18 protein-coding genes are annotated in these 19,795 nt (G+C 52.8%); 12 read left to right on the top strand and 6 right to left on the bottom strand.

What is annotated here, in order from left to right; all coding sequences use genetic code 11:
* The 7 genes from KJS42_RS03080 to KJS42_RS03050 all read left to right on the top strand — a co-directional run bounded on the left by KJS42_RS03080 (nt 1) and on the right by KJS42_RS03050 (nt 7,265).
* Nucleotides 1-1,317 carry an ABC transporter substrate-binding protein gene (locus tag KJS42_RS03080; protein WP_193418426.1) on the top strand — a complete coding sequence of 439 codons (1,317 nt, stop codon included), beginning with the start codon at nt 1-3 and terminating at the stop codon, nt 1,315-1,317.
* Between the two features lie 91 nt (nt 1,318-1,408).
* A complete protein-coding gene (locus KJS42_RS03075; protein WP_213621938.1) occupies nt 1,409-2,296 on the top strand; it encodes a carbohydrate ABC transporter permease in 888 nt (295 codons plus the stop codon).
* 13 nt (nt 2,297-2,309) lie between these two features.
* Nucleotides 2,310-3,122: a carbohydrate ABC transporter permease gene (locus KJS42_RS03070; protein ID WP_213621937.1), complete on the top strand. Its 813-nt coding sequence runs from the start codon at nt 2,310-2,312 to the stop codon at nt 3,120-3,122.
* A gap of 290 nt (nt 3,123-3,412) precedes the next feature.
* Nucleotides 3,413-4,024 (top strand): KpsF/GutQ family sugar-phosphate isomerase, encoded by a 612-nt coding sequence (locus KJS42_RS03065; protein WP_213621936.1) that lies wholly within the window; start codon nt 3,413-3,415, stop codon nt 4,022-4,024.
* A 14-nt stretch (nt 4,025-4,038) separates the two neighbouring features.
* Complete coding sequence (rbsK, locus tag KJS42_RS03060) at nt 4,039-4,956, top strand: ribokinase (RefSeq protein ID WP_213621935.1); 918 nt, start codon at nt 4,039-4,041, stop codon at nt 4,954-4,956.
* 54 nt (nt 4,957-5,010) lie between these two features.
* Nucleotides 5,011-6,120 carry a glycoside hydrolase family 172 protein gene (locus tag KJS42_RS03055; protein WP_213621934.1) on the top strand — a complete coding sequence of 370 codons (1,110 nt, stop codon included), beginning with the start codon at nt 5,011-5,013 and terminating at the stop codon, nt 6,118-6,120.
* Between the two features lie 122 nt (nt 6,121-6,242).
* A complete protein-coding gene (locus tag KJS42_RS03050; protein WP_193418417.1) occupies nt 6,243-7,265 on the top strand; it encodes a LacI family DNA-binding transcriptional regulator in 1,023 nt (340 codons plus the stop codon).
* On the opposite strand, the gene KJS42_RS03045 is transcribed toward KJS42_RS03050, so the two are convergent.
* Together KJS42_RS03045 and KJS42_RS03040 are read right to left on the bottom strand one after the other, a co-directional pair.
* The gene (locus tag KJS42_RS03045; protein ID WP_213621933.1) at nt 7,247-9,295 is read right to left on the bottom strand and encodes an LTA synthase family protein; all 2,049 of its coding nucleotides are present in this window, start codon (nt 9,293-9,295) and stop codon (nt 7,247-7,249) included. The two genes, KJS42_RS03050 and KJS42_RS03045, sit on opposite strands and share 19 nt — an antisense overlap.
* A 71-nt stretch (nt 9,296-9,366) precedes the next feature.
* Nucleotides 9,367-10,512 carry a THUMP domain-containing class I SAM-dependent RNA methyltransferase gene (locus KJS42_RS03040; RefSeq protein WP_155604999.1) on the bottom strand — a complete coding sequence of 382 codons (1,146 nt, stop codon included), beginning with the start codon at nt 10,510-10,512 and terminating at the stop codon, nt 9,367-9,369.
* A 134-nt stretch (nt 10,513-10,646) separates the two neighbouring features.
* Here KJS42_RS03040 and KJS42_RS03035 point away from each other — a divergent pair, with 134 nt between their 5' ends.
* Nucleotides 10,647-11,276 (top strand): O-methyltransferase, encoded by a 630-nt coding sequence (locus KJS42_RS03035; protein WP_193418414.1) that lies wholly within the window; start codon nt 10,647-10,649, stop codon nt 11,274-11,276.
* A gap of 53 nt (nt 11,277-11,329) precedes the next feature.
* On the opposite strand, the gene KJS42_RS03030 is transcribed toward KJS42_RS03035, so the two are convergent.
* Both KJS42_RS03030 and KJS42_RS03025 read right to left on the bottom strand, forming a co-directional pair.
* Nucleotides 11,330-12,943 carry an ABC transporter permease gene (locus tag KJS42_RS03030; protein WP_213621932.1) on the bottom strand — a complete coding sequence of 538 codons (1,614 nt, stop codon included), beginning with the start codon at nt 12,941-12,943 and terminating at the stop codon, nt 11,330-11,332.
* Between the two features lie 23 nt (nt 12,944-12,966).
* On the bottom strand, nt 12,967-13,848 hold the full coding sequence (locus KJS42_RS03025; protein ID WP_213621931.1) for an ABC transporter ATP-binding protein: 882 nt from the start codon (nt 13,846-13,848) through the stop codon (nt 12,967-12,969).
* 323 nt (nt 13,849-14,171) lie between these two features.
* On the opposite strand from KJS42_RS03025, the gene KJS42_RS03020 reads away from it, so the two are divergent.
* From KJS42_RS03020 to pfkB, 3 genes are all read left to right on the top strand, one after another.
* Nucleotides 14,172-14,768, top strand: a complete 597-nt coding sequence (locus KJS42_RS03020) for a TetR/AcrR family transcriptional regulator (protein ID WP_155605003.1) — start codon at nt 14,172-14,174, stop codon at nt 14,766-14,768.
* Nucleotides 14,769-14,918: 150 nt separating this feature from the next.
* Nucleotides 14,919-15,668 (top strand): DeoR/GlpR family DNA-binding transcription regulator, encoded by a 750-nt coding sequence (locus tag KJS42_RS03015; RefSeq protein ID WP_213621930.1) that lies wholly within the window; start codon nt 14,919-14,921, stop codon nt 15,666-15,668.
* A 4-nt stretch (nt 15,669-15,672) separates the two neighbouring features.
* Complete coding sequence (gene pfkB, locus KJS42_RS03010; RefSeq protein WP_213621929.1) at nt 15,673-16,593, top strand: 1-phosphofructokinase; 921 nt, start codon at nt 15,673-15,675, stop codon at nt 16,591-16,593.
* A 68-nt stretch (nt 16,594-16,661) separates the two neighbouring features.
* Here pfkB and KJS42_RS03005 read toward each other — a convergent pair whose 3' ends face one another.
* Nucleotides 16,662-17,375, bottom strand: coding sequence for a cupin domain-containing protein (locus tag KJS42_RS03005; RefSeq protein ID WP_213621928.1), 714 nt, complete (start codon nt 17,373-17,375; stop codon nt 16,662-16,664).
* Nucleotides 17,376-17,623: 248 nt separating this feature from the next.
* Between KJS42_RS03005 and KJS42_RS03000 the strand changes: the two genes are divergently transcribed.
* Complete coding sequence (locus KJS42_RS03000) at nt 17,624-18,946, top strand: APC family permease (RefSeq protein ID WP_213621927.1); 1,323 nt, start codon at nt 17,624-17,626, stop codon at nt 18,944-18,946.
* Nucleotides 18,947-18,988: 42 nt separating this feature from the next.
* On the opposite strand, the gene KJS42_RS02995 is transcribed toward KJS42_RS03000, so the two are convergent.
* Nucleotides 18,989-19,489: a GNAT family N-acetyltransferase gene (locus KJS42_RS02995; protein WP_213621926.1), complete on the bottom strand. Its 501-nt coding sequence runs from the start codon at nt 19,487-19,489 to the stop codon at nt 18,989-18,991.
* Nucleotides 19,490-19,795: the final 306 nt, after the last annotated feature.

The raw sequence follows: 19,795 nt of genomic DNA, 5'->3' as shown, positions 1-19,795 counted from the left end.
ATGAAGAAGACTCGTTGGAAGATCGTTTTGCCCGCTCTCATGGCGCTTTTACTCCTTCTCCTGGCCGGCTGCGGCTCGGGCGGATCGAACAATCAGGCGGAAAATGCCGGTTCGAACGGAGCTCCAGCCGCAAATGGCGGAGGGACGAAGGAAAAGGTCAAGCTGCAATTCTGGGATATGCACACCGAAGCCGAGCAGAAGTATTTTCAAGATCTCGTCAAAGCGTACAACGCTTCACAATCGAACGTGGAAATCGAATACTCCACCTACAATCAAGCTGATTATACCTCGACGAAACTGCCGATCGCCTTTTCCGGCGGCAATGGTCCCGACATTTACATGATCAGCCCCGGCGACTTCATGAAATTCTCCAATTCCGGGTATCTGGCCGATTTGTCGCCGTACTTCCCGGAAGGGATCAAAGAGGACTTCCTTCCTTCCGCGCTGGATGCGGTAACGGTGGACGGCAAAATTTTGGCTTTGCCTTACGAGATGGAGCTTCTGGGCCTTTACTACAACGAAGACATGCTGAAGCAAGCCGGCGTCGAAGTGCCCAAAACGTGGGATGAGCTGCTGGAAGCCGCCCGTAAGCTGACGACGGACAAAGTGGCCGGTCTCGTGCTGCCTCCGGACAAGGGCGCCTACTTCAACTTCAACTTCTATCCGTTTCTATGGCAAGCTGGAGGCAAGGTGCTGGCGGACGACGGGAAGACGTCGGCGTTCAATTCGCCGGAGACGGCGAAAGCGCTCGATTTCTGGGGCACGTTCTTCCAGGAGAAACTATCGCCTTCCAAGCTGCAGTACGGCCCTTGGGAGATCGATAATTTGGGCAAGCTGACGGCAGCCATGCAAATTTGCGGAACCTGGGCAGTCAGCCGGATCGAGGATGTCTATGGCGATGTTCCGATCAAGCTCGCTCCATTGCCGATTCCTGACGGGGGCAAATCAGTAACGACGGCTGGAGGCTGGAAATTCGCCGTGAACGCTAAGAGCAAAAACTTGGAGGAAGCCGCTAAGTTCGTCATGTGGGCCTTTGCCGACGCCGACACGTCCCGTCCGCTGAAATGGGCGACGGAAACGAAGTTCGCTTACCCTGCCCGCCAATCGGTAGTGGAAGCCGGTAAGGAAATCTACAACAAAGGCTTGCGCCAAGTGTACACGAACGAAATTTATGAATCGGCCATTCCGGAGCCGGTGTATAACCCGGACGTCGTCGAAGCGATCGGCGATGCGATGACGCAAGTCATGTTCGGCAACAAAACAGGGGCGGAAGCCGCCAAAGACGCCGACGCCAAAATCAACGAAGCAATGAAATAAAGAAACTAGGCATATGTCGGATTGGGGGCTGGGCGGGTGTTGCTTACCGGTTGCTCGCCTCCCCCGAATCTTCTTTGGAGGAGGGGTTGAAGTGATTCCGCGCAAATGGCGTACTAGATTATGGCAGGAAAGAATCACGGCCTACTGTTTTTTGTTGCCCGATCTGTTGGGCTTGTTCATCTTCGTCTTTTTACCGATCGTTTACGCGTTCTACGTCAGCTTGCATGATTGGGACGCGTTGAACCCGATGAAGTTCATCGGCTTTGATAACTACGTCAGCTTGTCCAAGGATGCGGACTGGTGGCACTCCGTCGGAAAAACACTGCAGTTTACCGTCGTCTACGTTCCGCTGCTGTTTTGTCTATCGCTTGGTTCGGCGGTGATGCTGAACGCGCTCAGAGGCAAAACCGTCTCGACGGCTCGGACGTTGTTTTTGATTCCTTATGCCATTACTTCGGTCATTTCCGCGATCATTGGCATGTACATGCTCGATCCGCGCAACGGTATCGTTAATGAGGTGATCAAGTTATTTGGCGGTCAGCCGCAGCAATTCCTCGGCTCTCCTGGGCAGGCGCTGTACAGCATTGTTGCGATCCTGCTGTGGATCAACGTCGGTTATAACATGATTATTTTCCTGTCGGCGATTAAGGAAATCCCCAGGGATTATTACGAAGCCGCCACGATCGACGGGGCTTCGCGCTGGCAGATTTTCCGGAGGATTACGTTTCCGCTGCTCAAAGAAACCAATACGTTTATCCTCATCGTGACGACGATCGGCTCTTTCCAGGTCTTCGACCAAATCATGGTCATGACCAAAGGCGGGCCGGCGAGCAGCACGGAGGTGAGCGTCGTCTATATTTTCAAGCAAGGCTTCCAGCTATTGAACATGGGATACTCGTCGGCGCTGGCATTCGTCCTGTTCCTGCTTATCTTTTGTTTGTCCCTCGTCCAAATGAAGCTGTTTTCCGCCAAAGATTAAGGAGGTGACCCAAGTGAGAACATGGAAGCGAATGCCGCAGAATGTGATTGCCGTCCTGTTGGGACTGGTGATGGTGTTTCCGATTTACCTGCTCGTGATCAGCTCCTTGCGGTCGGAGGAGAACGTGCTCGACGTGACGTGGGTTCCCATGGAACTGGCGTGGAGCAATTTTACCGAAGCGATCCAAACGACGCATCTGCTGCGTTCGATCGGCAACTCGCTGGTCGTCAGCATCACCGTCACCGTCGTCGCCATGCTGTTTCACGCGATGTCGGGATATGCTTTAGCCCGCTTGCGTTTTCCCGGGCGGAAGTATATTTTCGCCTGGATGTTAAGCACGCTGATGGTGCCATTTGCGGTGATTACGATCCCGCTCTACCTGATTACGAAGAGCTTCGGCATGCTGGACTCTTATGCCGGACTGATCATACCGTCGATTTTTAATGCCTACGGGATTTTCCTGTTCCGGCAGTTTTACCGCGATTTTCCGAAAGAACTGGAGGAAGCGGCTTATATCGAAGGCTTGTCGGTGGCCGGAACGTTTTTCCGGATCGCGCTGCCGCTGTCGCGTTCGATCATTATCCCGCTGACGATTGGGTTCTTCGTCGCCAACTGGAACGCGTATTTGTGGCCGCTGATCATCACGCAGCGCGAATCGCTGTGGGTGGTGCAGCAACAGCTTGCCAACCTCGTCGGCGGCGGGTATTACACGCCGTGGAACGTGGTGCTGGCCGCCGCGGTGATCGCCGCGTTGCCGACGCTGCTGTTGTTCTTTATGGCGCAGCGCTATCTTGTCGAAGGCATCAAAATGACCGGCATTAAGTAAGACAGTGCTGATAACCCGGCTTTTTGAACCTTGATTAAAGAGACCATGCTAATTTCTGTAAGTTCCTTTGCACGATTATCCCTTTGGGTAAGGGAGATGAAGCGGGGCGAGGGAACACGAGGGAATAAGATTCTCCGCCCGATCGTTTCGTTCCCGGGGTTGTGCTATTCACGGCTTCGAGGCCTGAACAAACGGGATAATGCTGCAAAGCACCGGATTACGGGGAGGGACCTTCCATAACCGGCAAGAGAAGGTTTTCGATTCTGTTAGTTGAAAGGAGCAAAGATACTATGATCGATCAATGGGTGCGGGAGGCGCTGGAGAACGAAGCCCACGCGCTTTATCTGACCAGCCAAAACGTCAACGAAGAATATGTGAAGGCCGTCGAAATGCTGAAAGACTGCACGGGCAAGGTCGTCGTCACAGGGATCGGCAAGTCGGGCCATATCGGCAAAAAAATCGCGGCTTCCTTATCCAGTACGGGCACGCCAGCATTTTTCGTCCATTCCGCCGAAGCGGTACACGGCGACAGCGGGATGATCGAAAAGAAAGATGTGGTGATCCTGCTGTCCAATAGCGGCGAAACGGCCGAGGTGTTGAACGTACTCGGAATCATCGAAAAAATCGGCTCGCCTTGCATCGCGATCACCAAAAACCATAATTCCACGCTAGGCCGTCGTTGTAACGCCGTTTTGTCCTACAACTACGAGCGGGAAGCCGATCATCTCGGACTGGCGCCGACCACGAGCGCCCTCCTGCAACTGGCCGTCGGCGACGCCTTGGTCGTTACATTATGCAAAGTGAAAGGCTTCACTCAGGAAAGTTTCCATCTGTTTCACCCCGGAGGTAGCCTGGGTGACCAACTGTCCCGGAAAAACACAGGTTCGGACGTCCATTCGTAAGGAGGAGCGCAAGCATGGGCATTATGGTGATCGGCAGCTTCATGATGGATCTCGTCATCGGGGCCAACCGGGCTCCGGAAAGCGGGGAAACGATTATCGGCAACAGCTTCGATCGGTTCCCGGGAGGTAAAGGAGCCAACCAGGCGGTCGCGGCCGCCCGGCTCGGCGCCTCAGTGGCGATGGCGGGCAAGCTCGGCAACGACCCGTTCGGCGAAGAGATGAGAACGGTGCTGGAGCGAGAGGGGATCGATATCGGTCATATCTTGACCGATGCGCATGCGCCAACCGGCGTCGGTTCGATCGTTCTGGACGGCAACGGACAAAATCGCATTATCGTCGTCCCAGGAGCCAACCTTCAGTTTACGCTGGAGGAGACTCGGGGGCTGGAGCCGCTCATTCGAAATGCGCAAATGCTCGTAATGCAGCTGGAAATGGATATTTCCGTCATCGAGCAAGCCGCGGAGCTGGCCCGGAAGTATGGCGTGCCTTGCATCCTGAACCCAGCCCCGGCGCGGACGCTGAGTGATGAGCTGTTGCGCAAGGTTACGTATTTGACGCCGAACGAAAGCGAACTGAGTTTACTGACAGGCATACCTGCCGATTCGCTCGAGAACGTCCGGCGAGGCGCGCAAATGCTGTTGGATCGCGGAGTAAGCTATGTCATCGTGACGCTCGCGGAAAAAGGCGCGTTGATCGCCGGCCGCGATGGCTTTACGAGCGTGGAAGGCTTCCCGGTGAAGCCGGTCGATACGGTGGCGGCCGGCGACTCGTTTAACGGAGCCCTGGCTGTAGAGTTGCTGCGCGGTGCTTCGGTCCCGCAAGCCGTGCGGTTCGCTAACGCGGTAGGCGCATTGACCGTCACCCGGCGAGGGGCGATTCCTTCGCTGCCCCGCCGCGAGGAAGTGGAGGCTTTTCTCAAAAGCAGAATCTAGCAACTTGCATAGCCGATATCGGCTGACCAAACTTATAAAGGCAGGGATCACAACATGGAGATCGTGCAAAATTTGTCAAGTCTCTCCCGCAAGCGTCAAGGCAAAAGCAAGCGTGCGTCCAGCTACGACCGCTCGGGAGGCAACAAGGACTACTTCAGCATTAAACCCGGGGACAACGTCGAAATTTGCAGGATCCCCGGTGCGGGTTGCATCAAGCATGTCTGGATGACGATGGCGACCGATGCTCCGGTGGAAGAAACGTTCCTGCCGCGCAAAATCGTGTTGCGCATGTATTGGGACGACGAAACCGAACCTAGCGTGGAAGCGCCGATCGGCGATTTCTTTGGCCTCGGCCATGGGATTACAAGAAACTATACCTCCGCCTGCCTGATGATGAGCCCGGAGGACGGGAAGGCATTCATCAGCTATTTTCCGATGCCTTTTGCTTCCGGAGCGCGGATCACCGTGGAAAGTGAAGCAGAGCAGACGATCAAGTTTTATTTTTATGTCGATTACGAAGAGTATGAAAGCTTGCCGGCAGATGAACTGCGCTTTCATGCCAAATGGCATCGCGAATGTCCAACGGAAGGGATTCCCGACAAGGATATTGACAACGCGTTATTTGAATTCGGCGGCAAAAACACGACCGGGGACGGCAACTACATCATCTTGGAGGTTCAAGGCAAAGGCCATTACGTCGGCTGCAATTTGAACATCCACAACCTGCGGGAGACCCGGGAGTGGAACTGGTACGGCGAAGGCGACGACATGATCTTTATCGACGGCGAGTCGTGGCCGCCTTCCCTGCACGGAACGGGAACGGAGGATTACTTCAATACGGCCTGGTGCCCGCAGCAGGAGGTATGCACGCCGTATCACGGCATCATTCTTGGCGGAGGACCTAACTGGAGCGGGAAAATTTCCGTGTATCGTTACCATATTCAAGACCCGGTCATGTTCGACGAAAGCATCAAAGTAACCATCGAACACGGGCACAACAACCACCGCAGCGACGATCTCTCGTCCACGGCCTATTGGTACCAATCCGAGCCGCATTTGCCGTTTGCGCCTATGCCGAAGGTTAAAGACCGCATGCCGCTGCCGGACATCCTGCCGTTCGACGAGGAATCAAATCGACAGCAATTTGCCCACCCAAATCCATAAACATCGCGGCCATCCGTAGGGATGGCCGCTTGTTTGTGTAACCCGTCGATTGATTCAATGAGGGGTTCTATTCTAAAATAGGAGTAAGTGTTGATAGCGATTTCATAGAATGGGATGATCATTTGGCGACAATTTACGATATCGCGGAAAAACTGGGCATCTCCCCGTCAACTGTATCGCGCGCCTTGTCTGGCCGAGGGTACTGTAAGGAAGAAACCCGGAAGCGGGTCATGCAGGCGGCAGAAGAGATGGATTACGCCCCTGACCAATCGGCAAAAATGCTGAAAACGCGGGTGTCCAACAAAGTATTGTTTACAGTTCCGGATATGTGCAATCCTTTTTATTTCGATATGATCCAGGGGATCAACGATGTGCTGGACCCGTACGGTTATTTGCTGATTCTGATGGATACGAAGAATCGGCTTGACGAAGAGAAACGGGCGATCCAACTACTGCGGGAAAAATACGCCGACGGCATGATCATGGTCTCTTTCCATTTTTGCGAGGAAAATATCGATCTGCTGAATCGCCTCCAAGCGCCGGTCGTGCTAACGAACAAATATATTTCGCCGGTTGGAAAGGATCACTTCCATTATGTCTGGGTCGATACGCAGGAGGGGATCAAAGAAGTGGTACGCCACTTCGCGAGTCAAGGCATTCGCCGCATCGGGTATGTAGGAGGCCGTTTGCAAGAACAAACCGGCCGTGAACGCTACGAAGGCTACCGTGATGGACTGCAGGAGGCAAAGCTTTCGCTGCGCGCCGAATGGATTCGAGAAAGCGACTATACCGAGCAAGGTGGATATTTGGCTGGCCTATCCCTGTTCGACGGCAGCCATTTGCTGCCAGAGGCTATTATCTGCGCCAATGACCTGATGGCATACGGCTTCCTGCGGGCCTGTGAAGAGAAACAGATTCGCGTCCCCGAAGACTTGCTACTCGCCGGAATGGATAATTTGAGCCTATCGTCCCGCACTTATCCTAAATTAACTTCGGTATCCCTCCAGGCAGAGGAAATCGGACGGACGGCGGCAGAAATGCTAGTTCGCCGCATGAACGGGTACAACCAGCCCATCGAAAATGTCAAACTGCTCCCTGAGCTGGTTGTCCGCGATTCAAGTGTTTCTCACCGCCTCACCCCTTGATCTTCCTTGCGGAAGTCCGCAATCAGATTGGTAGCGATCACTTCGTCGGAGATCCGCAGGCGCTTCATGGCTTCCTCGTGGGGAGCCCGGCACGGTTCGATCTCGGCAGGCGTACGGCTGGACAAATCGTAACAGGTGCCGTTCGTGAACAGGTTGTCGGCGGACGGAATGTAGTACAGCTTGCCGTCCGTAAAGGCGCCGGAACGCAGAACGACCAGACGGTCCGCTGGGCGGTCGGGCCCGGTGGAGGCAAACAGGTTATTGCCCATCATGTAGTAGGAATCCGTGGCAATGCCCAGCAAATGCAGCAGCGACGGCGTCAGATCAAGCTGTCCGGCGGGTTCCGGATAGACGCCGGCATGTCCACCGTCAGGCAGATGAATGAGCAATGGCACCTGACTCATGATCTGGTGCATGTCTAAATCGCTCAGCGTTTTGCCAAGGAACTGCTCATACCCCGCTTTGTCGGTGATCGAATTGTCATGGTCCCCGTAAAATGCCAAAATCGTACGATCCCACAGTCCTTCCCGCTTCAAGCCCTCTACGAACTCTCCAAGCGCCGCGTCCACGTAATGCACGGCTTGCAAATAATCACCGAAGATCGTGCCTTCAAACTCGCCGGTGTCCAGCTCCTGTATGGAGGCCGGCAGCGAATACGGATGATGGCTGGATAATGTGATCAGGAAGGAATAAAAGGGCTGCTTCTCCTGAGACATCACCTCTAACGACTGCCGAAAAAAAGATTTGTCCCCCAACGACCAGCCCAGGGGTTCGTCCAGCTGGAAGTCTTTTTTACTGTAGAACCGATCATACCCCATCGCTTGATACATATTGTTGCGATTCCAGAAGCTGCCTTCATACGCATGATAAGCCTCAGCCGTATAACCGGCTTGCGACTTCAGAATCTGCGGGAGCATGTCGAACGCATGATTCGGGTAACGGACCGCGACCGACCCCGTCGGCAGGGGGTGCAGCGAGCTATTCGAGGAGAAGTCTGCATCCGAAGTTCGTCCTTGACCCGTTTGATGATAGTAGTTCGAGAAATATAAACTTTCGTCCATCAGTTTGTTGAAATTCGGCGTGATTTCTTGGCCGCCGATTGTTTTACCGATCGTGAAATTCATGAAGGCCTCGGCCTGAATGATAATGACATTGCTCCCAGCATATGCCCCAAACAGGTTATTGTCCGATTGGCGGCGTTGGCTGGCCTCGTTAAACCACTGACGGATTTCGTCCCGCTCCTCGGCGTTGACCTGTTGTCCGCTTCCGAGATGTTCCTTGAGGTAGCGGCTGGCGTCATAATAGTGAAATCCAAGCAAGCCGGTCACGTTGTATAAGGAGACGTTCCACCAGTTGTTTTCGAACAACCCAACGGCCCAGGTCTGAGTATAGAAACGAATCGGTCCCATCGTCAAAACAAAACCAAGCAGAAAGACGCCAATCCCGGAAAAAAGGCGTCCGAACCGGCGTCCGCCGCTTCTCCGGCTTCCCGAACCGAAGGAAACGGGGGAGAAGGAGGCTCCGCCAAAGTTGAGGCTGGAGGACCGACCTCCAAACGAGTTGTGAAGCTGACCCTGGCGGCGGCTACTGCCCCCTCGCGTGAACCGTAGCATAATTTTCACTGCGGCCCAAGCGGCCCAATCGACGATGAGCCACAGATCAGCGAGATGGATCAACTCTCGGATGCTGCCGCCGAGTTCCCCGACTTGTCCGGCTTGCAGCAACACGGGTACCGTCAAAAAATCGCCGAAATACCGATAGTAGACCAAGTCGGCGAAGATAAGCACGGTGAGCAGCACGTTCAATATGCCTAAAGCGACCCCTCTTCCACGCGGGGGGAGCCATAAGGTCCAGAACGATACGAGCATAATCGAACCGATGGCTATCAGATCGTCCAGCAGGTTCATGTCAATATAACGGGCGTGCAGGTTACCATGAAGAACGTAGAGTTTCATGAAGACCGCGGCGATAAACCAAATATAGACGAAAAAGCGGCTGCCGAGGCCGCGATTCGAGGTCAGACGCAGCATGACGTAGTGTCAGCTCCTTTCCTTGCTTGCGGTTGCATGTATAAAAAAAGGGAGAGACCCTCCCTCCACGTTTAATGGCGCGGAGGAAGGGGCCCGAGGTACTGCAAATATTGGCATTCGATACGCCCGTTAAACAGCTTGCGGCGCTTGTCCGCTTTGCGCTGGAAATCGTGCTCGAACTGCTTAGTCGGAGTGAGCGCGAAGAAGGACCATGTCGGCAACCCGGCCATAACTCTCCCAAGCTGGGCGATCAGCTTGCGCACTTCCTTCTCTTCGCCAATCCGCTCCCCGTAGGGCGGATTCGTCATCATCACGCCGTAATCGCCTTCCGGCTGGACCCTCACCGCAGGCAGACAAGCGAACTTGATTTCGTTCGCTAACCCGGCGCTCTTAGCAGCGGCTTTGGCGATCTCGATCGCCTCCGGATCGATATCGCTGCCGGTAATGTTCAGCGGCACGTCGTCCCGTACCGCGTCGATCGCCTCGTCGCGCGCCTGCTGCCACAGCTCCTCCGGCACGACAGGCCAGCGCTCAGAGTTAAACGTGCGCCGCAGGCCCGGCGCGATGTTCCAGGCGATCATCGCCGCCTCGATCGGCAGCGTGCCCGATCCACAGCAGGGATCGTAGAACGGACGCGCCGGGTTTTGGTTCCAACGGCTCAGCAGGATCATCGCCGCCGCCATCGTCTCCTTCAGCGGCGCTTCCGTCGCGTGCTTGCGGTAGCCGCGTTTGTGCAGCGCCGGGCCGGTGGTGTCGAGCGTCAACAACGCTTTGTCGTTCAGCAAAATCACTTCAATTACGTAACGCGGTCCGGTTTCTTCAAACCACTCCGTATGATACGCTTGCTGCAGCTTGTCGACGATCGCCTTCTTGACGATCCCCTGGCAAGCCGGTACGCTGCTGAGTTGCGATTTGTGGGAACGGCCTTCCACGGGGAATTCCCCGTCAACCGGAATAAAGTCCTGCCAAGGCAGCGCTTTGGTGCCCTCGAACAGCTCATCAAACGTAACAGCGGTAAACTCACCCATTTTGATGAGCACCCGGTCTGAGGTTCTCAGCCACAGGTTACATCGGCAGATGTCGATCAGATCCCCGGTAAAATGAACCCTCCCGTTTTCCACGACCGTGTCTTCATAACCCAATTCTTTTAATTCGCGCGCCACCACGGCTTCCAGGCCCATTGGGGCGGTTGCGATCAATTGCAAAGGTCCAGCCATAATTACGTCAATCACTCCAGCTTCGCATAGACTTGTGAGAATAACGGAAAAACCATACAATTCAGTATAGGCCAATGTTCTGTAAGTTACAAACGGTTCTTATCAAGGAATGAACGGATGAAAGGAAGATCGAGATGCTGACACCGGAACAATACGGTGATGAACTATATGCCAAGGACGAGGTGCTGGAGCGGGTGACCCAATCCATCGCGGACAGCGGGATGCGGGACGTGTCGATCGCACCGGGGTACGGTCGGCTGCTGACGCTGCTGGTCAAGCTGGCCGGTGCCAAAGCCGTGCTGGAAATCGGTGCGTTGGGCGGGTATAGCGGCATTTGTCTGGCGCGGGGATTGCCTGCGGACGGGCGGCTCCTGTCGCTGGAGTTGAAGGAGGAGAACGCCGAGCTGGCTCGGGCCAACTTGCACGAAGCCGGATTCGAGCAGGTTGCGGGGTACATGGTTGGACCTGCGCTCGATAGTTTGCAGACCCTGGAGCAGCGGGGGGAACGGTTTGATTTCTTTTTTATCGATGCGGACAAGGAAAATTACCCGAACTATCTCGAATACGCCATCAAACTGGCGAATCCGGGAGCGCTGATTGCCGGCGACAATATCCTGCTGCGCGGACGGACCCTGAACGAGGACAAAAACGGGCCGTCGGTGCAGGCGATGCGCAGGTTCAACGAGACGATCGCCCGGGACGAGCGGCTGATTAGCACGCTGCTGCCGGCGTATGACGGACTGGCGCTGGCGATGGTGAAATAAAGAAAGACGGGTCATTTGACAAGAATCAAGTGACCCGTCTTATTTTTTGACGTCTAAGCTCCTTCAACCATATCCCGCTTACGGTATCCCAAATAGCCAACTCCCATCATGGCAATGCTGATTGCCGAGAGCGAAATAAAGGTTACCGCATCGAACGGATCTACCGGCATCCGAGGGATCCAGCTTTGGACCGCGGTTTTCGAGAACCATTCCGGCAAATCCAAAATGCCGCCAAAGTAGTTTAAAGCAAAGGAATAACCAAGATAAGCATAAACGGCTTTGCCAAGTCTTGGCGCCCAACCTAAAGCCAAAGCGGCAAGTCCGGTAAAGAACAACACGGATGGCAGGAAATTATAGCCTGAGGCAAAGAAATCTCCCATATCCATCGTTGAGCTGTCGCCCATGGCAGAAATGGCCGTTCCGCCAAGTCCGCTTGTAGCCAGCAAAATGCCAATGATTCCGGCAACGATGGCCAAAATGACATTCGTCCAATAGAGCTTAGCCCGCGTCACTTTTGTCGCATAAAGTTGGCTTAAATGCAGCCGCGATTCCTCCGCGAAAAGTTTGTTCACGATGGCGATCGGCAAAATGGAAACCAATCCGATCATGACCATCATAATGGTCCCGGTGAAGGCTTCTTCGATGGAAACGCCGGAGATCGTAAACATTTGGCTCATGATTTCATTGCTTTCAAGGAAGGTCTGCATATCTCCGTAAATCGAACCATAAGCTGCGCCCATGACGACGAAAGCAATCAGCCAACTGATCATTACGCCTTTGTTCAGCTTGGTAAACAAGCCAGGGACGGACAGCAATGATTTTTTTGCTGACTCCCGACCTTCACGTTCGGGTAAATAACCGGCCCCCATATCCCGACGGCCTTCAAGGACAAAAGCGATGATCACGACAATGATGCTGAAGGCCACGGCCAAAATGAGAGGTACCCAATTGTTCTCCGTAAATGGATAAGTCAGATAAGTCCAACCCATCGGATTGATCATAGAGAAGTCGGCGTTCGACACATCCGTTCCGGCTCGAAAAATATAAAGCAAGCCTACAATCCCGAGCGATGCTCCCGTTGCGGCGGATGAGGTCGGCATAATTTGCGCCATAACCAAGGCAATCACCGCCCCTAGGATCCCTGCCATCCCGATGGATGCGCCAAACAAAAAGGATCCTCCGGCCGAGATCGTGTCTACGCCAAAGCTGGTCATGATTCCGCCAATGACGAGAGCTAGTAATATATTAATGATGACGACTTCGGAAGTCACCGCAAAAGAATTGGCTTGTCGACCTACTCGGAAGGAGCGGACAAGCTCCGTAAGTCCCAAATCCTCCTCTTTGCGCGTGTGGCTTACCACATGCAAAGCGGCGATAATCATCGCGAACAAACCGCAGAATAACAACATTTCGTGCGCATACATGGCACCTAAAGTGTAATCCGCCGCGGTCTCAACCGGTGTCGGACCAACCATGGAAATCATCGCCGGATTTTGCAAGGTCTCGTACATTCCCTGCAATCCTTGCCCTTTTCCGATCTCTTCAAAAGCCGGGACATAAGCAGCCGAAAACAAGCCTAATCCCAAAATCCAGATCCCGATTTTTTTCCAATCCCGTTTCAGATATTGAATAAATAAGGTGTCCCAAAGTGCAAATTTCTCCTGCATGATCGTATCCTCCGTTCCCGCTCTTAGACTTCGTAATGACGCATGAATAAGTCTTCAAGCGTAGGCGGCACCGATTCGAACTTCTTGACGCCCAATTTTGCCGCTTCGGACAAAATATCATTGATAAATGCATTATCCGCAGAGAAGGTCGCTTGATTCCCGGTTTGCTTGAAATCATGGACCCCGTTAATGGAAGCCATCCGGGCCACATCGCCTTCGGTTACCATCGTGACCGTAGAACGGGTTAAGTGACGCAATTCGTCCAATGTTCCGGTTTCAACCACTTTGCCTTGGCGGATGATCACGACTTTATCGGCCAGACGTTCCACTTCGCTCAATATATGAGAGGACAGCAAGATGGCTTTTCCCGCATGTTTGATTTTCTCGACTTCTTCTTGGAAGACTGCTTCCATCAACGGATCCAAACCGGAAGTCGGTTCATCGAAAATATACAAATCGGAATCGACGGACAAAGCCGCAATCAAGCCAACTTTTTGCCGGTTCCCTTTGGAATAGCCCTTTGCCTTCTTCTTAGGATCCAACTCAAAACGCTTAATCAAATAATCGCGCTTATTTTTGTCTCCGCCGCCGTGCAATTTAATAAATAAATCGATGATTTCGCCGCCGGTGAGGCTGCCCCAAAGAGCCACATCTCCCGGAACATAAGAAATTCGTTTATGAATCTCGAGGCTATCGTTCCAAACATCTTTGCCAAAGATGCTAGCCTCTCCGGCGTCCCGATTAATGATGCCAAGCAAAGTGCGAATCGTGGTTGATTTCCCCGCACCGTTTGGCCCGATAAAACCGACGACCTCCCCGGCGTTTACCGTGAACGACACGTCACGCAAAGCTTTGAATTTCCCGAATTTTTTTTGTAAACCCTGCACTTTTACAATTTCCGTCATAGCACTAAAACTCCCTCTTCACAGTTTTAGTAACGTGCTTTCCAGTTTAAATACCAAGGATAACTTCGAATAATAAAGAACTAATAATGTGATAATAGTTCATATAATTGCGATAATCCCCCTTGTTTTAAACCAAAGTTCATTTACAAATTCAGTTATAAGCCTTTTTTATCTACCCAGTCAATTTAAAAAAAAGAAATTTAGAACTATAGTTTGTTTGATGATTCATAATATTCGGTATATACTTAATAAGTAGAGAAATTATGAACTAAGAAGATCATAAATATTTTTAATTCAACACGGTTGGAAAGCAGGAATGAGAAATGAACGGTTTTGAAAAGAGGACCCAAAAGAAGAAAAAGCAAGTCTTGGAAGCGGCGTTTAACTTAATGAACTCCGATGACGGGATTGAAAATCTAACGATGGATGAGATCGCGAAACAATCCAATGTCGGTAAAACGACGGTTTTTAAGTATTTTGGAAGCAAAGAAAACTTGATCCACGAGGTTTTTACGTATTTTTTAACCCGAATGGGGGATGCGGCCCGAGCCATCATGGCCGAAAACAAGCCCTTCGAAGAAACAATCATTGCTATGAGCCTGAACAAAATCAATTATTTGGATAAAATCAATAAGCAATTTTATGTGGATTTAATGGATTATTTTACGAAGAAGGATGATGACGGCTTATCGTTGATCATGCAGCAATATGTCAAGGAGAGCTATAGCATGATGTTGGATTTATTCCATCGCGGGCGTAAAGAAGGCAAGGTGGATCTGAAATATTCGGATGAATTTTTGCTGATTTACTTCCAAGCTTTGGTTGAAGGGATATCCAGCCCGCATATCTACTCGAAGATTCTCCCTTATACCGCCCAATGGACGGAACTGCTGGTCAAAGGCATTGCGCCAAGTCAATAGAATTGAAGAAGATGACTCTGTTCTGAATTGAACAGGGTTCTTTTTTTCATGCTATGACAAGTGGAGTGACTGAAAATGATCGATTATGAATGTATTTGATTGATATTTGCGGAAATTATGATACGATGTGTTTAGTTAGGAGGAGGAATGATGCTAAACGAAGAGAGATATCGCCGGATCCTGCGGCTGCTGCAGGAGAAGGGCATCGTCAAGCTCCAGGAGCTTTGCACGATGCTTGAGGCGTCTGAATCTACCGTGAGGCGCGATTTGCAGGATCTGGAGGAGCGAGGCCAGCTCCGGAGAGTCCATGGCGGCGCGGCGTTGCCAACAATGTCCGGGGGGCTTGAGCCGGGAATGGCGGAGAAATCAGCCGTAAACCTCCCCCAAAAGCAAAAGATTGCCGAGATGGCGTCCGGTTTAGTACGAAGCGGAGAGGCGATTTATTTAGATGCCGGAACGACGACATTGGCAATGATCCCTTATCTGAAAGGGAAATCTATCACCGTCGTGACGAACGGCTTGCCACTGGCGGATGCGCTGCTGGAGGCCGATATTCCAAGCTATTTGCTCGGCGGTTTAGCCAAGAAACGCACGAAAGCGCTGGTCGGCAGCTTGGCCTTGGATAACCTGGGAGGGTTCCGTTTTGACCGGTGTTTTCTCGGGGCGAACGGTATTCATCCTGATGGGGGTTACACGACGCCGGACCCGGAGGAAGCAGCTTTGAAACGTCGTGCGAGTGAGCTCTCCTCGCTAACCTATGTGCTTGCCGATTCCAGTAAAATCGGGCACGTCGCCTTCTCCAAGATCATGGAACTGGATAAGGCGGCACTCATCGCGGAGCAAGTTCCGGAACGTTGGCGCAAGCCGATCGCGGAAATGACAAACCTTATTGGAGGGTAAACACATGAGGATATATACCGTCACCCTAAATCCTTCCATCGACTATATCGTGGAAGTAGACGGCCTGCAGCTTGGCGGATTGAATCGCATGACTCGAGACCTGAAGTTACCCGGCGGGAAAGGCATTAATGTCTCGCGCGTTCTGAAGCGACTTGGGGCGGACACGACCGCCATGGGGTTTCTCGGCGGATTCACCGGTGATTTCATTGAGGGATTTCTGCGGGATGAGGCGATTAACGCCGATTTTGTACGCATCGACGACGGAGATACCCGGATAAATATCAAGCTCAAGCATGGCGAGGAAACGGAGATTAACGGCGGGAGCCCGGCCATTACGGGAGAAGAAGCCAATGCCTTGGTGGAGAAGCTGTCCCTCCTCAGGAAAGGCGACCTCGTTATCTTGGCCGGCAGCCTGCCTCCGTCGCTTCCCGGCGATTTCTATGAGCAGTTGATCCGTAGATGCCGGTTGCAAGGAGCCGAATTCGTCATCGACACCACGGGCGAACCGCTGCGCCGGGCACTGGCGTACCAGCCTCTGCTCGCAAAGCCGAACCATCATGAACTAGCCGAGCTGTTTGGCGTGGTTATAGAAACACGAGAACAGTTAATTACTTACGGTCGCCGGTTGCTTGAAGAAGGGGCGCAGCATGTATTAATTTCGATGGCTGGTGAAGGGGCTTTGTTAATCACCGGAAACGAGGTTTATCATGCGAATGTTCCGCCGGGGAAGGTGCGCAACTCTGTGGGCGCCGGCGATTCGATGATCGCCGGTTTCTCGGGAACGCTTGCCATGGGGGGGGACTTGATGGAGGCGTTCCGCGCCGGCGTCGCTTCGGGAAGCGCAACTGCCTTCTCCGACGATTTGGCTGAGCGTGTGCTGATTGATGAATTGCGGGCGAGGGTGAGCATTGTTAAAGTTGAATAAGGAAAAAAATCGAAAGAACCCCAATCCGAGCTTGGGGTTCTTTCGATTTCCTCAGCTACTTCTTATCTTCAAGGTCCATCGTGGTATAAATGGGCCCAACCGTTTCCGATGACCTGCGGGCGGCGGGGATTGCCGTCGCTCTGTTGATATGGCCGAAGTCCATAACCTTGGTTATAGGGAGGGTGAGGGGGATGCGGCGAATAAGCCTGCTGCTGCGGATTAGGGAAAGGGGCTTGTTGGTTTTCCTGATGACAACCCCGCGGTGGGCCGATGATCACCGTTTGATTAAGCGGAGCGAACGCTTCCCGGACCTTGTCGACATCCAGGCAATAGGTATGCGCGAACGCTTCGGGCGGAGTCAGCCGCAGCATATCGGACGCGGGGATAATTTCAGGAATCGGCTGATCGAAAATCGCCAGAAAACGCGTTCCGTCTATGGTCGCGGTATCGTAGTGCCACCACCCCTGCGGGATGCTTGTCGCCTGACCGGGACGGTTCGGATAATGCCGCAGCTCTTTGGTGAACGGGTTGATGATCGAGACGACGACTTCCCCCGACAGGCAGTACACAAGCTCGGAGGCGTTTTGGTGAATATGCATTTCGATGACATTGCCTTTGTCCAGGTATGTGTCCAGAAACGACATATTGCCGAGCGTATTTAACTGATGGATGGACAATTCGTTGATGAAGTTGCGTTGGTCCTTTCTGACCGTCGTGTTCCGGTTGACGTCGAACGAGAACTGTGCGTTGGGTGATGTGAAATCCATGTAAGAAACCGCCATGGTTGTTCCCTGCCTTTCCTACGTATAGGCGCTATCACTTCTACTGATATTTATGTTCGGCTTTGAAATTATATGTACGGGATGGAGCAGGGGATTAGCACAGGTTCACGAGATCGAGCGAATGTGTTCCTTTTTTCACAAAAATCGATTGCTTAAGGAAAGGCCGGTACAGTATAATGATGCGGTAATTTGCGGACCAGCTTCCCATTTACGAAAATACGACAACCAAAAGGAATTGAGAACGACCTATGAAATCAATCGAACAAGAACGGCAAGAACACCGGCCTATCCGTAAAACGGTGAATTTCGTCGAAGCCCTTGCCATCGTTGTCGGCGTCATTATCGGATCTGGGATCTTCCTGAAACCGGGGATCGTGTTAACCCATGCCGGATCTCCCTGGATGAGTCTGTTGGCTTGGGTGACGGGGGGCATTATCACGTTGGCTTCGGCTTTATCCGTCGCCGAAATCGCCTCCGCGATTCCCAAATCCGGCGGTTTGTATACGTATCTTGGCGAGCTATACGGTAATATGGTGGGCTTCTTGCTGGGGTGGGTGCAAACGGTGATTTCCTATCCTGCGTCCGTGGCGGCCTTAGCCATCGCGTTCGCCTCGTATTCCGGGTATTTTATCCCGATGAACGGGTTCGAGCAAAAGCTGCTTGCCGTGGCGATCCTTGCTTTTATCCTAGCGATGAACGTGGTCTCCACCAAATATGGCGGCGTCATTCAAACGCTGGCTACGGTTGGCAAATTGATCCCGATCGTCGGCATCATCGGCTTTGGCCTGTTCACCGGCTCGGCGCCGGGATTCTCGGGGGTGCATGGGGCTGCTACCGGCGCGGGCTTTGGCGTAGCAGTTTTGGGGACGTTGTGGGCATACGACGGCTGGATCGGCGTGACCAACATGGCGGGCGAAATCAAGAATCCGGCAAAAACGCTGCCCAAAGTGATCTCCATCGGCGTGATTTTCGTTATCTGCGTGTATGTGTTGGTTAACCTGGCGATATTTCAAATCTTGCCTTATGACGCGATCGTCAGCTCCAAAGCTCCCGGCGCGGATGCGGCCGAAGCGTTGTTCGGCAGCGGCGGGGGAATGTTCATCACCGTGGGGATCATCGTCTCCGTGCTTGGCGCACTAAACGGATACCTGATGACGGCGGCGCGGGTTCCGCAGGCTATGGGCGAGAAAGGAGAAATTCCGTTTTCGGCGGTGTTCCGCAAAATCCATCCGAAGTTTCAGACGCCGTCCAATGCGTTGATTTTTCAAGGAGTGCTGGCAGTCGTTTATATCTTCTCGGGGACGTTTGATACGTTAACCGACCTGCTGATCTTCGTGTTGTGGATTTTCTTTACGATGGGCGTGTTTGGCGTGTTTCTGCTGCGGAGGAATGTATCCTCCCCGAAAGGGCAGTATCGCGTGCCGCTGTTCCCTGTGACGCCGCTAGTTGGGATCGTAGGCGGGATATATATCCTGGGGAGCACGATCATTAGCAGCCCGCTCCAATCCTTGATCGGGATTGGGATCACGCTGATCGGACTGCCGATCTACTCCTATATGAAGCGGAAATAGGCGGTTCGCTAGACGAAAACAGGCTTGCCGATGGGCGCCGGCTTAATGGCCGGCGCCCGTTATGTATTGATAGAAATGGACGTCCCACCATTTCCCGAATTTGCGTCCCACTTCTTTGAAACAACCGATGTATTCAAAGCCGAACTTCTCGTGCAGCTTGAGGCTGGCTTCGTTGCCGCCGACCACCCCGCTGATGACGGTGTGATAGCCAAGCGCTGCTGCGCGTTGCAAAATGTCGGCGGTTAGGGCGGAGCCGATGCCTTGGCCGCGGAACTCGGCGGCGAGATACACCGAAAGCTCGGCTGAATGGGCATATGCCGGTTTCGCCCGGAACGGGCTCAGGCTGCAATAACCGACTACTTCCCCTTGCGCCGTCGCCACGATCAGCGGAAACCGCCCGCCGTGGTTGTCGAACCAGACCCTCCGTTGCTTTAGCGTCTGTGCTTCCAAGTCAAACGTGGCCGCGGAGTTCAGCACCGACTCGTTATAAATGGCCAGTAGGTCCGGCAAATCCTCCAGTACAGCCTCTCTGATTTCGGTCACAATGTTTTCCTCTTCCTTCCCTAAAGATAAGTGTAAGGCAACCCTTTATCGTCACAATCATCATATCACTATGATGGGGGGGTGCCTATGTATATGTACTCTTTTGGATAACTCCCAAAAAAGCAGCAAAAGTGCAGGCTTTTTCATCGGAATAACCGATTTAGGGCGAAAACCTGCAAAAGTGCAGGGATTTTACCTCGGAAAGGCTAATATCACGGTAATCACCACAAAAAACTGTATATTTGCAGACATTTGCTCGATTTGAAGAAAAGGCGCTCAAAAAACTGTATTTATGCAGGTTTTTCT

Source organism: Paenibacillus sp. J53TS2 (assembly GCF_018403305.1).
Taxonomy (GTDB): Bacteria; Bacillota; Bacilli; order Paenibacillales; family Paenibacillaceae; genus Fontibacillus; species Fontibacillus rhizolycopersici.
Note: the sequence above shows the minus strand (reverse complement) of the source record. Positions and strands in the feature narration are given on the sequence as shown.

Excerpts from the sequence above, each read along its gene's own strand:
- KJS42_RS03080 (WP_193418426.1), top strand. The coding sequence starts at position 1 with ATGAAGAAGACTCGTTGGAAGATCGTTTTGCCCGCTCTCATGGCGCTT.
- KJS42_RS03065 (WP_213621936.1), top strand. The coding sequence starts at position 3,413 with ATGATCGATCAATGGGTGCGGGAGGCGCTGGAGAACGAAGCCCACGCG.
- rbsK (WP_213621935.1), top strand. The coding sequence starts at position 4,039 with ATGGGCATTATGGTGATCGGCAGCTTCATGATGGATCTCGTCATCGGG.
- KJS42_RS03055 (WP_213621934.1), top strand. The coding sequence starts at position 5,011 with ATGGAGATCGTGCAAAATTTGTCAAGTCTCTCCCGCAAGCGTCAAGGC.
- KJS42_RS03045 (WP_213621933.1), bottom strand. The coding sequence starts at position 9,295 with ATGCTGCGTCTGACCTCGAATCGCGGCCTCGGCAGCCGCTTTTTCGTC.
- KJS42_RS03040 (WP_155604999.1), bottom strand. The coding sequence starts at position 10,512 with ATGGCTGGACCTTTGCAATTGATCGCAACCGCCCCAATGGGCCTGGAA.
- KJS42_RS03035 (WP_193418414.1), top strand. The coding sequence starts at position 10,647 with ATGCTGACACCGGAACAATACGGTGATGAACTATATGCCAAGGACGAG.
- KJS42_RS03030 (WP_213621932.1), bottom strand. The coding sequence starts at position 12,943 with ATGCAGGAGAAATTTGCACTTTGGGACACCTTATTTATTCAATATCTG.
- KJS42_RS03025 (WP_213621931.1), bottom strand. The coding sequence starts at position 13,848 with ATGACGGAAATTGTAAAAGTGCAGGGTTTACAAAAAAAATTCGGGAAA.
- KJS42_RS03020 (WP_155605003.1), top strand. The coding sequence starts at position 14,172 with ATGAACGGTTTTGAAAAGAGGACCCAAAAGAAGAAAAAGCAAGTCTTG.
- KJS42_RS03015 (WP_213621930.1), top strand. The coding sequence starts at position 14,919 with ATGCTAAACGAAGAGAGATATCGCCGGATCCTGCGGCTGCTGCAGGAG.
- pfkB (WP_213621929.1), top strand. The coding sequence starts at position 15,673 with ATGAGGATATATACCGTCACCCTAAATCCTTCCATCGACTATATCGTG.
- KJS42_RS03005 (WP_213621928.1), bottom strand. The coding sequence starts at position 17,375 with ATGGCGGTTTCTTACATGGATTTCACATCACCCAACGCACAGTTCTCG.
- KJS42_RS03000 (WP_213621927.1), top strand. The coding sequence starts at position 17,624 with ATGAAATCAATCGAACAAGAACGGCAAGAACACCGGCCTATCCGTAAA.